The sequence below is a fragment of the Methanoculleus sp. UBA413 genome, from assembly GCF_002502935.1.
GTDB lineage: Archaea > Halobacteriota > Methanomicrobia > Methanomicrobiales > Methanoculleaceae > Methanoculleus > Methanoculleus bourgensis.
The window spans coordinates 11,736-13,137 of sequence record NZ_DAQR01000023.1 but is presented as its reverse complement, the minus strand read 5'-3'; the positions used below and the strand labels follow the sequence as shown (position 1 = coordinate 13,137).

Below are 1,402 nucleotides of genomic sequence, written 5' to 3'. Positions count from 1 at the left end.
ACCCCCTCAGAGCATCCGGCATGCCTGAGGAGAGCGATACAGTCCTGCTCACGCACTCCCGAGGCTCTCCTTGATCTTGTTGACCCTCCTCCGGAGGGCGGTGGCGATGAGTTCGTTATCGAAGTGCTCAAGCATCTCCTCACAGTTCGGGCACTCGAAGTTCCACTCCGCCGCATCAGTGAACGTATAGATAACGCCGCAGTTCTTGCAGATATAAAAGTCGTTCTTCTCCTCGTAGGTGAGCCGGGCGTCGAGATGCTCGAGCACATCCCTGATCTCTTCCTCGATCACGTCCTGGAGGCGGTCCAGCCGGAGGTGCCAGAGGTAGGTGAGCCAGCCGGTCTCGGTGTTCTTCAGCCGCCGGTACTCAGCGAGCCGCTTCTCGTAGAGCGTATACAGCGTGTGGCGGACGGTGTTTAAGTTGATCTCGGTCATCTCGGCAAGCTCCTCGTCGCTGTGCTCCCCCCCTTCCGGGAACCGCTTGAGAAGCTCGATTCCTTCCTCCCCGATCATGCGTAGCAGGTAGGCGTTGATCGCCTGGTCGTTTAACAGTTCAGTGACAGATACCATTGCTCAAGTTCTCCCCCATGATATTGTATAATAGATTGTCCAGTATCGATACCCAACATACTGTGCTCTCAATCCTTAATTCCCTTCCCTTTCCCACAGAGAGAACCTCCGGGAGCAAAAGGCTTCGGGGTAAAGAATGGTGGTAACGAAGAGAACATCGCCGGGGCTCAGACCCGGAACTTCGCTCATTTTGGCACCCGGACCCGGACTTCGCGTTCTCCCGCATGCTTTCACGCGAGGTAATGTACAAGGGTAACAAACAAGGCCTCACGTGAAAGACGCGAAGGGAACTGCCGACACTCATGACCAAACTTCGCGCGCTTCGCGGCTTCGCGTGAGTTTCCGGTGTGAGATAATGATAGAGTCTCACGCGAAAGACGCGAAGGGAAGCCGGTGGTGTTTGACCTCCGGTTGGTTTCCCCCAAAAATCTTAACGAAGTGCTCAGACCCCGATAGCCTTCCGGACGGCCCCGATGTTCCGCTCCAGGTCCGCACACGCCGCCGTCTCCGTCTCCCCACACCCGTAGACGCTCACGAGGGCGTTCCCCTCCTCAAAATCGGTGCCGGGCCAGGGAATGTCGGCAATCCGGGGCGCAAGCGGGGCAAGATCCACAGAAAGCCGCATATCCCGCTCCGCAAAGAGGATCCGCCTGACCGCGACCTTTCGTGCCGCAGGCCTCCCCGCCGGGAGAACGCCGCGGCAGGCGTCCATGTGCATGGCAAAGACACTCTCCCCGATCGCCATCTCCACTGTATCCAGAGTGGCCTGGAACCGGGGGTTGATCTCGATCGCCCAGGGTCTCTCCCCCGCCATGAAATCGACCCCGACCGA

1 protein-coding gene and 1 pseudogene are annotated in these 1,402 nt (G+C 58.5%); both read right to left on the bottom strand.

Annotated features, from left to right (window positions below):
• Positions 1-48: 48 nt before the first annotated feature.
• Complete coding sequence (locus tag BP858_RS02035; protein WP_062264689.1) at positions 49-570, bottom strand: transcription factor; 522 nt, start codon at positions 568-570, stop codon at positions 49-51.
• 442 nt (positions 571-1,012) lie between these two features.
• Positions 1,013-1,402: pseudogene (locus BP858_RS02030) on the bottom strand (ATP-dependent carboligase); the annotation flags it as partial.